We start from the raw sequence: 13,952 nt of genomic DNA on the forward strand, positions 1-13,952 counted from the left end.
TATAAAAATACAGGGACAATCATAAGACAATTAAATAGAGTTTTAAATGTGGGACGTGGAATGGTTGAAAAGTAACAAGAGAATGACAAATGAAACGTCCCCATGTCATGATGTGGAAACAAGCTGGTTAAATATATGATGGAGGCAATCTTATGAAAATTGGATATTATGCTATTTTTGATTACAATGAGTATGATGAAAAAGAAGAAGCTTATGGAATATCTATATCATTTCCAGATATACCTGAATGTATAAGTTGTGCTAGATCAGAAGAAGAAGGGCTTTTAATGGCTCAAGAAGCTTTAGAATTGAACACATTGACGATGCAAGTTTATGAGTTACCCAAAATGACTCCGTTAAAAGATATAAATTTAAAAGATAATGAAAAAGCTTTTTATATATCATACAATACTGAAGATATAGATTTGTCCGAATTTACCTTTTATGATGATGAGGGAAATGTCATATCTTTACAAAGAAAATAAAATATAAGAGGATTAGGCTTCACAAATTTTTATCTTATACTATTGATGTCACTAGACATCTAGATTATACACTTCATATGGAAACATATGAGGTGTTTTTTTATTTAAAGATAGCCAGTTATAGGATTTAGAATTAAAAGAAAACACATAGTAAAATCAATTCAAATCAATTTTCAGTGTATGATGACACATAAATAAAATAAGGAGAACTAAAATATAAAAAATCTTTACTTCGTAAAATCTGCTACTGTGAATAGTCCAACTTCTCCAGTGGAAAACTACATAAAAACCATAAGAAGGTGTTAACATGTCAATAGTTATGCATCAAAAACCTAATAGATTGATACATGAAAAATCCCCATATTTACTTCAACATGCTTATAATCCTGTAGATTGGTTTCCTTGGGGAGAAGAAGCATTTGATAAGGCTAAGAAAGAAAAAAAGCCTGTATTTCTATCAATAGGGTATTCGACTTGTCATTGGTGTCATGTGATGGAGAGGGAATCTTTTGAGGATGATGATGTTGCCAAGCTTTTGAATGAATACTTTATTTCAATAAAGGTAGATAGAGAAGAAAGACCTGATTTAGACAATATATATATGACTTTTTGTCAAGCATTATCAGGTCAAGGAGGATGGCCTTTAAATATATTTTTAACTCCTTATAAAAAGCCTTTTTATGCTGGTACTTATTTTCCTAAAAATGATAGATATGGTCGTGCTGGATTAATAAGCATTCTAAAAAGTATAAGTAAGGCATGGGATGATAAAAAAGATGAACTTATTTCGTATGGAGATAGTATAACTAATAATATTAAGTCAATGATGAATGAAGAAGATGAATTTGATGCTAACTTAGAGTTAGTAAAAAAGGCAGTTGAAGATTTAGAGAGTCTTTTTGATGAAGTATATGGTGGGTTTGGAACAGAACCTAAATTCCCAACACCTCATAATTTATTGTTATTAATGAGATATTGGAAGAGTACAAATGATGATAGGTATTTAAAAATTGTAGATAAGACATTAGAGTCAATGTATAGAGGAGGCATATTTGACCACATAGGTTTTGGATTTTCTAGATATTCTACAGATAGAAAATGGCTTGTTCCTCATTTCGAAAAGATGTTATATGACAATGCACTATTAGGTATAGCATATACTGAAGGATATCAGATTACAGGAAAGACATTATATAAAAATGTTGCTGAAAAGATATATTCCTATGTTATTAGAGATATGCTTTCTAAAGAAGGAGGGTTTTATTCTGCAGAGGATGCAGACTCAGAAGGAATAGAGGGCAAATTTTATGTTTGGGATTTAAAAGAAATAGAAGATGTTTTAGGTAAAAAAGATGGAGAAATCTTTGTAAAGCACTATAATATAACTGATAAAGGGAATTTCGAGGGTAAAAACATACCTAATCTTATTGGAACAGATCTACAAGATATAGAGTATGATGAATCTTTAAGTAATAATATTGAACAATCAAGACGGAGATTATTTGAATACAGAAAAAAAAGAATTAAGCCATTTAAGGACGATAAAATATTGACATCGTGGAATGGGCTTATGATAGCTTCATTATCCTATAGTGGTAGGATTTTAGGACATAAGGAGTATGTTGAAGCTGCTGAAAAAGCGAGTAATTTCATTTTTAGTAAATTGATGAATAGAGCAGATAAGTTATATAAAAGATATAGGGATGGTGAAAGCAAGAATCTTGGCACATTAGACGATTATGCTTTTCTTATATGGGGTTTAATTGAGCTATATGAAGCTACTTTTAATCTTAAATACTTAGAAAAAGCAGTAGCCTTAAATGAAAATATGATAAAACAATTTTGGGATGATAATTCAGCAGGATTTTTTCTCAATGCTCATGATAGTGAGGAATTGATATTAAGACCTAAGGATGTATATGACGGAGCTATTCCGTTTTGTATTTATGTAAAAATCATACTTGTTTTGAGCCAATTAATGATGTACAATATATTGACAAATACTTGTAGATTCAATGAAGTAAAATATTGGATGTATTAAAATGAGGAACTTGCAAAATTTCTTAAATTATTTTATTATGTAATTTCCTCATATATTGGAAAAGTAATTTTGTTAAGGTAGTATAAATCAAGATGTCGAAGTTCGACTCTTATAATAAATAATAGATAAAGGTGATAGATATGAAAGAAAAAGTTGTAATTGGTATGAGTGGAGGGGTGGATAGCTCTGTAGCAGCTTATTTATTGAAGAAACAGGGCTATGATGTAATTGGAGTTATGATGAAACTAACAGATGACGATTTATTTGAGGAAAATGATAGGGGATGTTGCTCATTGTCTGCTTCAAATGATGCTAGGATAGTGGCAGATGTTTTAGATATTCCTTTTTATATGATGAATTTTAAGAGTGCTTTTCGTACAAATGTGATAGATTATTTTATTGATGAATATATGCGAGGACGAACTCCAAATCCATGCGTTGTATGTAATAAATATATAAAATTTGATGAATTTTTAAAGAAAGCTAAAGCATTAGGAGCAAGTTATATAGCTACTGGCCACTATGCTAATATTGAAAAAGTTGATGGAAGATACTTGTTAAAAAGAGGTAAAGATTCTAGTAAAGACCAAACTTATATGTTATATAATTTAACTCAATATCAGTTAGCACATACCCTAATGCCTTGTGGAGATTATTATAAAACTGAAGTAAGAGAAATAGCAGAGGAACAAGAATTACCAGTCTTTCAAAAGAGAGATAGTCAAGAGATTTGTTTTGTACCTGATAATAATCATGGGAATTTTATAAAGAAAAATGCAAAGCAGAAAATTAGAAAAGGTAATTTTGTTGACAAAAAAGGAAATATCTTAGGAGAACATGAAGGAATAGTATATTATACTATAGGGCAGAGAAAAGGATTAGGGTTAGCTCTTGGAAAACCAGTTTATGTTATTGATATAAATCCTTTAACTAACCAAGTTGTTATTGGCGACGAAAAAGATGTATTCAAAACTGAACTAATTGTTAAAGATTTAAATTTCATTATGTTTGATAAATTACAAGAAAAAATGAAGGTACAGGCAAAAATAAGGTATTCTGCAAAATTATCAGCTGCAGAGATTATTCCTCTTGAAGATGGAAGAGTAAAGGTAATATTTGAAGAAAAGCAGAGAGCTATTACAAAAGGACAATCTGCTGTGTTTTATAAAGATGATTTTGTTGTTGGTGGAGGAGTAATAGACGAGGTATTATAAAAAATATATTTACATTTTTTATTTTTAATATATAATATATATAAAAATATTCTTAAAGCTATGAATGAGAATAGTAGATATATTGTTCCTTTTAGAGCGAGTTAGGGATGGTGGGAGCCTAATAAAGGAAATATATTGAATGGACTCATGAGCTTGGATCTGAAGTTTAGTAAGATTTGACGGTTAATCCTCGTTAGCGGATAGAGTGGGTCTTTGGACTCAATAGAGTGGTACCACGGAGTTAACCCTTCGTCTCTATATTAGAGAGACGAAGGGTTTTATAGTTTTATTTTGATAAGTAAGGAGGTATATATTATGGAAGAAAAAAAAGTCATATTTAGTGGTGCACAACCTTCTGGCAAATTGTCTCTTGCAAATTATATCGGAGCTTTTAAGAATTGGGTAAAACTTCAAGATGAATATGATTGTTATTATTGTATTGTTGACTTACATTCATTGACTGTATTTCAAGAGCCTAAAGAATTGAGAAAAAGAACTTTAGAAGCGTTAGCACAGTATATAGCATGTGGATTAGATCCTGAAAAGGTGACTTTATTTATTCAATCTCATGTTAGTGCACATGCGGAACTTACATGGATTTTAAATTGTATGACTTATATGGGCGAATTAAGTAGGATGACACAATTTAAAGATAAGGCTAAAAAACACTCAGAAAATATAAATGCAGGTCTTTTTACTTATCCAGTACTTATGGCCACTGATATTTTACTTTATCAAACAGATCTTGTACCAGTAGGAGAAGACCAAAAACAACATCTTGAGCTAGCTAGAGATATAGCACAAAGATTTAACAATAGATATAGTGTGACATTTAAAGTACCAGAACCATATATTCCTAAAATTGGTGCAAGAATTATGAGTCTTCAAGAACCAGACAAGAAAATGTCAAAATCAGATACTAATGAGAATGCAACTATAAGAATAATTGATAGTCCAGATGATATAAAGAGGAAAATTAAAAGAGCAGTTACTGATTCAATAGGAGAAGTAAGATATAATGATGAACAGTTAGGAATTAAAAATTTAATTAATATTTACTCTGCAATGTCAGGTGAAACTATAGAATCAATTGTGAACAAATATGAAGGTATTGGTTATAGTAAATTTAAAGAAGACTTAGCAGAAATTGTAATTGAAGGATTAAGACCGATAAGAGAAAAATATAACGAATTGATAAATAACAAGGATTATTTAGAAAAAATATATGCTGAGGGTGCTAACAGAGCAGAAAGAAAGGCTATAAAAACTTTGAGAAAGGTATATAGAAAGGTAGGTCTAATTCCTAGAAAATATTAATAAAAGTAGCCAGAAAAATTCTGGCTACTTGATGCTTTTCATTGCTTCTTCAGCAAATTCTGTTGTTACTATTTTTTCGTAAGGTGCTCTTTTATCAAGTTCACCGGCCATTTCCATTATTTCCATCAAATGCTCTAAGCCATCTTTAGTGAGTACAGGGTCTGGTTTCCATGTGTCTTGGTCTCTGTATCTGTTAACAAGAGATATAAGTATATCATCTTCTGTATCAGGAAAATGTGGTTTGAGTGCTTCAGCTATTTCTTCAGGAGTATGAGATTGAACCCAAAGCATGCCTTTATAAATAGCATTCGTAAAACCTTGTATGATATCTGGATTTTCTTCTATATAGCTTTTTTTAGCTGAATAACATGTATAAGGGATGTAACCTCCTTCTTTTCCTATTGAGGCTACAATATAACCCTTTCCTTCTTTTTCCAATGATGAAGCAACTGGTTCAAATAATGTTACATAATCTCCTTCTCCTGCTATAAAAGCACCAGCCATTACGTCAAACTGAATGTCTGTACGTACTGTTACATCTTTTTCTAAATCTAGACCTTTAGATTTCAATACGTATTCTAAAGTCATCTCAGGTACGCCACCTTTGCGGCCACCTATAATGGTTTTTCCTTTAAGTTTATCAAAAGTAAAATTATCATCTTTTTCTCTCCCAACGAGGAAAGAACCATCTTTTTGTGTTAATTGAGCAAAATTTACAGCGTAGTCTTCTTTACCTTGATTGTATACGTATATTGAAGCTTCAGGGCCCATAAAACCTATGTCTGCTTCACCACTAAGTAAAGCTGTCATGCATTTATCTGCTCCTTTTCCATTAGTTAATTCGATTTTTAGACCTTCTTCTTCAAAGTACCCTTGTGTTAATGCTACATATTGTGGTGCATAAAATACTGAATGCGTTACTTCCACTAATTTAATTGTTTTGAGTTCATCTTTTTGACATCCTGTAAACAAGCTAATTATTAGTACGAATATTAAAATGAGACTAATGTATTTTATTTTTGCCATTCTTGTACCTCCTATTTGAAATAGTAATATTATATTTTTATTTTATTCACATTTTTGAATATGGTTACAAATAGATTTTGACTAAACTGATTATTTTAGTATAATAAAAAGAGAAATACGAAAAATATTATTAATACTGCTGTATAGGATTACAAGTCCTACGCTAAAATAAACATACAAATATAAAGTACATATTAATATGAGGTGACGTATGAACATACCAAATTTTTTAACTATGATAAGATTTTTTATGATTCCTGCTTTTATTTTAGTTTTTTTTTCATCTATTGAAAATAATATCTTAATAGCAACTTATATTTTCATATTAGCTGGGATAACAGATGTCTTAGATGGGTACATAGCTAGAAAGTATAATTTAATAACCAAGGCAGGAACGGTATTAGACCCTCTTGCAGATAAATTAATGCAAATAACAGTATTACTATCTTTTACTATAGCTGGTTTTTTACCTGTTTGGGTTATTGTTGTTGTTGGACTAAAAGAACTTATGATGATTATTGGAGGATTAATTTTATACTTTTTTGAGCATGAAACAGTTATACCTGCTAATAAATATGGTAAAATTGCTACACTATCCTTTTACGTTGCCATTCTTTCTGTTGCATTTAAGGTTCCAACTATGTTAAGTTATTTTTTAATTATTTTAGCTGTAGCGTTAACTATTTTTGCTTTTATTAATTACCTTAACGATTTCAGACATATTAAAAGTGGATATTATGGTAAAGATTTAAAAAGAGATATTGACAAATAATTGTTTTATTTATATTATATTGTTATATAATTTCTCAAGTACATATTAGTATTGGCTGTGAAGGAGAGGAGTAAGTAAATACCCTATAAAGAGAATAAAACCCATAGGCTGAAAGGTTTTATTAGGCAATATTTACTGAAGGTAGCTCTGGAGCTTGTAAGTTGAATAGAGTAGACTTTCACGGGTAAAGCCGTTATACTTTTAAGAGCCACATATTTTTATGTGGAAATAAGGTGGTACCGCGAGAATAGCCCTTCGTCCTTATGTATTAGGATGAAGGGCTTTAATTATATTTTTAAGGGTGTGTGATTAAATGTCTTCTCTTGGTTTAGCTTTATTTATTATTGGCTCTGTTATAGTATTTGGTTCAGATAGGCTTTATAAAAAAGGGAAAATACCAGATTTAAAATCACTTCTAATAGTTAAGTCAACAGGATTAGGTATAACTATAGTAGGAGTAGTTATTATGATTTATGGTAGCTAATTTGAAAAACATTTAATTGGGAGGGTTACAAATGAAAGAAAGTCTAGCAAAAAAGTACAACCCAAAAGATTTTGAAGATAGGATATATAAATTTTGGGAAGAGAATGGTTATTTTAAAGCGGATGTAAACTATGAAAAAAAGCCATATACTATTATGATGCCACCACCTAATGTTACTGGGAATTTACACATGGGTCATGCATTAAACCATACTATACAAGATATTTTAATTAGATGGAAACGAATGGAAGGATATGAAGCACTATGGCTTCCTGGAACTGATCATGCTAGTATTTCAACAGAAGCAAGGGTAGTAGCAAAGATAAAAAAAGAAGGGAAATCAAAAGAAGAATTAGGTAGAGAAGGGTTTTTAGAAGAGGCTTGGGAATGGACTAGGAAATATGGAGGTAATATAAAAAAACAGTTAAGAAAACTAGGTGTTTCGTGTGATTGGAGCAAAGAGAGATTTACATTAGATGAGGGATTAAGTAAAGCAGTAGAAGAGGTATTTATTAGATTATATAAAAAAGGACTTATATATAGGGGAGATAGAATAATAAACTGGTGTCCAAGTTGTGGTACTGCCATATCTGATGCTGAAGTTGAACATGAAGAAGCTCAAGGAAAGTTATGGTACATTAGGTATCCAATAAAGAACAGTAATGACTATATTGTTATTGCAACTACAAGACCAGAAACTATGCTTGGTGATTTGGCTATAGCAGTTCATCCTGATGATGATAGATACAAGGATGTTGTTGGTAAATATGCAATACTTCCATTAGTTAATAAGGAGATACCTATAATAGCAGATGAATATGTTGAAATGGAATTTGGAACAGGTGCAGTAAAAATAACACCATCTCATGATCCTAATGATTTTGAAGTAGGGGCAAGGCATAATTTAGGACAATTAAAAATTATGGCTGATGATGCAACTATAAATGAAAATGGTGGGAAATACAAAGGATTAGATAGATATGAAGCTAGAAAAGCGATTGTTAAAGATTTAGAAGAACAAGGTTATCTTGTAAAAATAGAAAATCACTTACACAATGTAGGTCATTGTGAAAGATGTGGAACAGTAGTTGAACCTATAATATCAAAACAATGGTTTGTTAAAATGGAACCTTTAGCTAAGCCAGCATTAAAAGTTTATGAGGAAAACAAGTTAAAATTTGTTCCTGATAGATTTGGTAAGATATATAAACATTGGCTAGAAAATATAAAGGATTGGTGTATTTCAAGACAACTTTGGTGGGGGCATCGTTTACCAGTATACTATTGCAATGATTGTGGAGAGGTTATTGTATCTAGAGAAAAGCCAAGTAGTTGCCCAAAATGTAATAGCAGTAATATAGTTCAGGATCCAGATACTCTAGATACTTGGTTTTCATCAGCTTTATGGCCTTTTTCAACATTGGGTTGGCCTGAGGAGACAGAGGAACTTAAGTATTTTTATCCAACGGATGTTTTGATAACAGGATACGATATTATATTTTTCTGGGTAGTAAGGATGGTATTTTCAGCATTAGAGCATGTCAATGATGTACCTTTTAAAGATGTATTTATTACAGGATTAGTAAGAGATTCATTAGGGAGAAAAATGAGTAAATCTCTTGGAAATGGTATAGATCCATTGGAAATTATAGAGGAGTATGGTGCAGATGCACTTAGATTTTCACTTATTACAGGCAATACTCCAGGTAATGATATGAGATTTTATATTGAAAGGGTTGAAGCAAGTAGGAATTTTGCAAATAAGCTTTGGAACGCTACTAGATTTGTGTTAATGAATCTTTCAGAAGAAAAAGTGAAAGATGATTTAAATGATCTAGTATTAGCCGAAGAAGACAAGTGGATTATTTCTAGAATTAATGATGTTGTAAAAGAAGTGACTGAAAACCTAGGGAAATATGAAATAGGTATAGCAGCTCAAAAGATTTATGATTTTACTTGGAATGAATATTGTGATTGGTATATAGAGATGGTTAAGCCAAGATTATATGGGGAAAATGAAGATAGTAAAGAAGTTGCTCAAAATGTATTGCTTTATGTATTAAAAGATATTTTAAAGTTATTACATCCGTTTATGCCGTATATTACTGAAGAAATATGGCAACACCTTCCACAGACAAATGAAAGTTTAATAGTTTCTAATTGGCCAATATTTAACGAAGAAAATAAATATAAAGATGCAGAGAAAAAAATACAATTTATTATGGAAGCTATAAAGAGTATAAGAAATATTAGATCAGAAGTAAATGTAGCACCTTCGAAAAAATCAAGAGTTATATTTGTAACAGATAATCAAGAGATAAAAAATGTAATATCTGAAGGAACAGTATACTTTACAACATTAGCTTATGCATCAGAGATAGAAATAAGAGATGATAAAACAGGTATTGGCGAAGATGCAATGTCTGCCGTTGTTGACAAATGTGAAATATTTCTACCATTAGAGGAATTAATGGATATTGAGAAAGAAATTGAAAGGCTAGAAAAAGAAAAGCAACGACTTGAAGGAGAGATTAAGAGAGTAGTTGGGAAATTATCAAATGAAGGATTTGCAAATAAAGCACCAAAACAAGTTGTTGATAAAGAAAGGGAAAAGAAAGAAAAATATGAGGATATGATGAATAAGGTATTAGAAAGATTAAAAAGTTTAAAGAATAAATAAGAAAGGTCTCTTTTTAGAGGTCTTTCTTATTTTAAATATTGCATATTTGTAAGGAAAATTTTAGCTTGTAAAATTTATTAAAATATTTTAACAAATCGGGCTGCTATAATATGGTAAAATTAATTTGTAAGTATTTTCGTTGGGGGGATATGATGAAGGTAGGTAAAAGAGTTAGCAAGAAATCATTGATTTTTTTTATATTGGTATTTATTACAATCGTAATCATTCATACAGTCCAGAATGTTATTATAACAACTAGGCAACCTTGCCCTGATTGGAGTAGGAGCTATATTGTTGGAGCTACTTCTTTTAACAGGCCTTCTATTCCTAAAATTGAGAACAATAACATTTTAGTTTTTTATCCATCTAAAAATGGGAAAAAAGAAATTAGTGCAGTAAGATTTGATATGAATTTAAAGTTACTTGATGAATATAATTTATATATTGATAACTTTGATTTTAATGTTATAAGAAGAGATGATGTTAAGCTTATAGATCACAGTTTATATTGGAGAGATGATAGTAACAATATAGTTTATAGAGGTATTTTTAATGAAAATTTTAAAGAAATAAAGAAAGTTGAAAAATTATTTGAAAATGTAAATAGTTTTGATATTCTAAAAGAAGATGAAAAAGTATATGCTGCAGTAGCTGATACATTAGGAAATGTAGTATTATTTAGTGTTGAAGAAGATGGTATAACTAGAGTTGCTGAAATTGATGATATTAATAATATTATTGGAGTAATACTATTATCAAATCAAGATAAAATATATATTCAAAGTGTACAACAACCTAAAGATGATTCTTTAAGAAAATACGTATATGTTACAGAATATTTTGATGGTGTTTTTTCTGAATCAATAAAATTAAATGAAGTATTAGAAATAAGCAATAGATTGGTAGGGACTAGAATAGGGATAGATAAAAATTATGTATATTCTATAGCTGTAGTACAAGGACAAAATCAAGGAGTTTATTTATATTATATCGATGGTTATGACAAGTTTAGTAAAGAAATATTTAATTCGATAATATTAAAAAATGATATACCGAAAAAAATTTATTCTTTGACTAGTTTACCTATTATACTTAATACGAATGATGATGGAATAGAAGTTATTACGACTTCTAATAATAGTTTAGATGTACTTTGCCAAAATTCTAATGTTGTTAGGTTAATTATTACTCCTGAAGGCATTGAAGATGCTAAGCTTTTATCGAATACTAATTCTTGGTCATCTAATCCAGTATTATTGAGAAATAATGAACTAAGATATGTTTTTTGGAATGAACCAGGAGGGTTTGATAAGACTTATATTAAAGTAGCAAGTAATAATAGTAGTGTCATAAATTTACTTAATAAAGTTGAAGTTAGAGATGTGCTTTTAGGTTTATCTGGAGAAATACCAAATCTATCTTATTTGTTTATTATAGCATTTGGAGCTAGATTAATTCCTCTTTTGCCATCTGCATTTTATCTTTTATTCTTATTTATGTTTAATGAAATGATAAGAAATAAAAAGAAAGTTTTTATTATAATAGGATTTATAATATTTTTAGTATTTCAGCTAATTTCAATGGATTTTTACTATGGATATTTAAGTATTGCTGCTATGCCTAAAATATTAAAACTTAGTGGAGTTAAATATTTGATACCAATAATATTTACCGGTATTGGTATAATTGGAGCAAGATTGTTTAGTAAAGAAAAAGAGGTGGATGCTCCGTATAAGATTTATATTGTATTTTTATTGTTTGCTCACATACTTATGAATTTTCTTTATACCCCATATTTAATCTAGATAACAATTGTTATCTAGATTAAAATTTTAGAGATAATATTATTGGAGAAATAAGATTATTATGTAAATAAAGTTAATTGAACGATAATGGTATATTTTTATATAAAAATACAATAAAAAAATAAAATTTATTGTACTTAGAGTATAATTTTAGTAGGCAAAAACAACAAAAATGAAAAAGATGCCCGAAAGCACCTTTAACATATATGAATCATCCAATATAATAGTAATTAATAAGAAAACTATAAAAGGGATGATTACATGTATAATATAAGTTTAGATGAAAAAGAAATTAATTTCAAGAACTTAGAGAAAATTATATATAAGCTTGTATGCCGACAGGCATGTGAAATGCTCGTAGAGCTATTAGAAAAATTAGATAATAAATTAATGAAAGAAAGAGATAAAGAAGAATATAGAAATAAAGGATTAAAGAAAACTACCATAAAAACAATAATGGGCGAAATTGAATATAAACGTAGAATATATCAATATACTACACAAGAGGGTAAAAGAGGTTACAAATGCCTTTTAGATGAATACTTAAAAATGGAAACCATAGGACATATATCTACAAATCTAGTAGAAAAAATAGTAGATCTAGCAACAGATGAATCATATAGAAAAACAGCAAATAAAATAACAGAAATGACAAACCAAAGTATAAGTCATTCAGCAGCTTGGAACATAATACAAAACTTAGGAGAACAACTAAAACAAAAAGAAAAACACGAAATAAAATTAAACAACGAAGAAAAATTACAAGGCAAAAAAGAAACAAAAATATTGTTTGAAGAAATGGATGGAGTGTGGATAAATATCCAAGGTAAAGATAAAAAGACTAAGGGAAAAGAGAAAAAAGAACTAAAATTAGGAATTTTTTATGAAGGCTGGGAGAAGAAGCATGAGAAAAAAGATAGATATGTACTAAAGAACAAAAAAGCATATGCAAGCTTTGGAAGTAGTAAAGAATTTAGAAAACTAAGACAAGCCAAAATAGCGAAACAATATAATACTGACGAAATAGAAACAAAAATAGTAAATGGAGATGGAGCAAACTGGATAAAAGAAGTTATAAAAGAAGACAATTCACACTTTCAATTAGATCCATTTCATAGAAATCAAGCAGTACTTAAGAACATAGAAGATAAGAAAAAGGCAAAAGAAATAATAAAGAAACTAAGCAATGGTAACATAGAAGAAGGATTAGAAATGATAACAAAACTAATGATAGAAAACAATGATAATCAAAAGAAAATGAAGAAATTACAGGCACTATATAATTACCTAGTAAACAACAAAGAAGGGATAGTGCTCTACAAACTTCGCCCAGACATAAATATGCCGCAACCACCAGAAGGAATTAAATATAGAAATCTAGGAACAATGGAACATAGCATATGTGATATATTAGCACAAAGGATGAAAGGGAATAAAACAAGTTGGTCAATACAAGGAGCCAGTAACTTAGCCAAGATACTAGCAGAAAAAGCAAGCAAAGAATTAGCAACAACAATAAAATCACTACTGAACAAAGAAATAAAAGAAGAAAAGCTTGAAGAAATAATAGAAAAAGTAGGATTAACAGCAGCAGAAGTAAATAAAAAGCCAAAGAAAAGCAAGATATACAAACACAAAAGAGCAAGCATGCCATTTAGTCAATGTTCAGTAACTAACGGAAGAAAAGCCATAAAGGACATGTTAGGTTGCAAATGTGCAAGTCAAATGAACCTAAGTTTTTAATATCTAATATATTATATAACTTAAAAGAATAAGCTAACATACGATACCTATGCTCTAATATAAGCCTAAAAAAATACAACATAATAGAGCATTAATACTGATGAATAAATAGAATTAGACCTAAAAATAGGGCTCTCAGACTTATTGTTATTCTATAATCATAAGTCTAGTATTATAGAATAACAATTTTGAAATCATTGTAAAGTATATGTAAATTTATTTTTAAAATTGTAGAAAGTATAAATAGAATACTCTTGCCCTATCGGGCATAAAAACATAATTAAAACAGCAAAATTGGATGATTAAATTTAAAAATAATAATTTTGCCAACTTTTACTTGACAGTATCTCAATATATCTTAGAGTATAATTTTAGTAGGCAAAAA

General features: G+C 29.4%; 10 protein-coding genes and 2 other annotated features. Of the genes, 9 read left to right on the forward strand and 1 reads right to left on the reverse strand.

Annotated elements, in window-relative coordinates:
* Positions 1-152: 152 nt before the first annotated feature.
* The 4 genes from ACZ41D_RS05700 (at position 153) to trpS (ending at position 5,057) form a co-directional block, all read left to right on the forward strand.
* The gene (locus tag ACZ41D_RS05700; RefSeq protein ID WP_464152958.1) at positions 153-485 is read left to right on the forward strand and encodes a type II toxin-antitoxin system HicB family antitoxin; all 333 of its coding nucleotides are present in this window, start codon (positions 153-155) and stop codon (positions 483-485) included.
* Between the two features lie 307 nt (positions 486-792).
* On the forward strand, positions 793-2,526 hold the full coding sequence (locus ACZ41D_RS05705) for a thioredoxin domain-containing protein (RefSeq protein WP_464152959.1): 1,734 nt from the start codon (positions 793-795) through the stop codon (positions 2,524-2,526).
* Between the two features lie 140 nt (positions 2,527-2,666).
* Entirely contained in the window at positions 2,667-3,740 is a 1,074-nt protein-coding gene (gene mnmA / locus ACZ41D_RS05710; RefSeq protein WP_464152960.1) for a tRNA 2-thiouridine(34) synthase MnmA, read from the forward strand.
* 51 nt (positions 3,741-3,791) lie between these two features.
* Positions 3,792-4,000: a binding site (T-box leader), on the forward strand.
* A gap of 55 nt (positions 4,001-4,055) precedes the next feature.
* The gene (trpS, locus tag ACZ41D_RS05715) at positions 4,056-5,057 is read left to right on the forward strand and encodes a tryptophan--tRNA ligase (protein WP_464152961.1); all 1,002 of its coding nucleotides are present in this window, start codon (positions 4,056-4,058) and stop codon (positions 5,055-5,057) included.
* 24 nt (positions 5,058-5,081) lie between these two features.
* Here the strand turns inward: trpS and ACZ41D_RS05720 are convergent, their stop codons facing one another.
* Entirely contained in the window at positions 5,082-6,083 is a 1,002-nt protein-coding gene (locus tag ACZ41D_RS05720) for an ABC transporter substrate-binding protein (RefSeq protein WP_464152962.1), read from the reverse strand.
* Between the two features lie 211 nt (positions 6,084-6,294).
* Between ACZ41D_RS05720 and pgsA the strand changes: the two genes are divergently transcribed.
* From pgsA to ACZ41D_RS05745, 5 genes are all read left to right on the forward strand, one after another.
* The gene (gene pgsA / locus ACZ41D_RS05725) at positions 6,295-6,855 is read left to right on the forward strand and encodes a CDP-diacylglycerol--glycerol-3-phosphate 3-phosphatidyltransferase (RefSeq protein ID WP_464152963.1); all 561 of its coding nucleotides are present in this window, start codon (positions 6,295-6,297) and stop codon (positions 6,853-6,855) included.
* Positions 6,856-6,903: 48 nt separating this feature from the next.
* Positions 6,904-7,121 (forward strand) — a binding site (T-box leader).
* Positions 7,122-7,168: 47 nt separating this feature from the next.
* A complete protein-coding gene (locus ACZ41D_RS05730) occupies positions 7,169-7,339 on the forward strand; it encodes a hypothetical protein (protein WP_464152964.1) in 171 nt (56 codons plus the stop codon).
* A 31-nt stretch (positions 7,340-7,370) separates the two neighbouring features.
* On the forward strand, positions 7,371-10,019 hold the full coding sequence (locus ACZ41D_RS05735) for a valine--tRNA ligase (RefSeq protein WP_464152965.1): 2,649 nt from the start codon (positions 7,371-7,373) through the stop codon (positions 10,017-10,019).
* A 152-nt stretch (positions 10,020-10,171) separates the two neighbouring features.
* The gene (locus ACZ41D_RS05740; RefSeq protein WP_464152966.1) at positions 10,172-11,824 is read left to right on the forward strand and encodes a hypothetical protein; all 1,653 of its coding nucleotides are present in this window, start codon (positions 10,172-10,174) and stop codon (positions 11,822-11,824) included.
* A 261-nt stretch (positions 11,825-12,085) separates the two neighbouring features.
* Complete coding sequence (locus ACZ41D_RS05745) at positions 12,086-13,567, forward strand: ISLre2 family transposase (protein WP_464150702.1); 1,482 nt, start codon at positions 12,086-12,088, stop codon at positions 13,565-13,567.
* Positions 13,568-13,952: the final 385 nt, after the last annotated feature.

Source organism: Brassicibacter thermophilus, from assembly GCF_055378355.1.